Consider the following 432-nt stretch of genomic DNA (forward strand, 5'->3'; position numbering starts at 1 on the left):
TGATGGCGATTTTCAGCCGTTGCTTGGGTCGGATGTCACGCTGTTGACATCTTATGCCGTGGCACTGCGCTACCCCGGCGATGAGCCTGACCCATCGGTGGCGGAAGCGCGTTACGCCGTGTATCTGGCAGAGCAGATTCGAGCTATGGTGCGGGCAAAGCTGTCGGCGCCAGACCATCAACCGTAGGAACCCACTGTTTCTCTTAACAGGCGCTGCCTTGGCGCATTCGTTCTAATAACACCACGGAAGCGCCTCTGTCGCCGCTTAGTCTCTAGGCAAAGGCATCTACACCCCTCGCCTGCAACTCCTGCATAACCTTTAGCGCCTTGACGTAGTTCTCATTCTTCAGACTAACGCGATTCTCACTGATGAGAATCGATACGCGCTGGTAATGTTACGTAGTAGCTGACCTCACATTTCCAGACACACGC

1 protein-coding gene is annotated in these 432 nt (G+C 54.9%); it reads left to right on the forward strand.

Features of this window, described 5'->3' with window-relative positions; genetic code table 11:
- The coding region (locus tag NZ585_14940) for a DNA-binding protein (protein MCS7081327.1) at positions 1-187 on the forward strand (187 nt) is incomplete at its 5' end.
- Between the last annotated feature and the right edge of the window lie 245 nt (positions 188-432).

Origin of the sequence: Chloracidobacterium sp., assembly GCA_025057975.1 — a bacterium.
Taxonomy (GTDB): Bacteria; Acidobacteriota; Blastocatellia; order Chloracidobacteriales; family Chloracidobacteriaceae; genus Chloracidobacterium.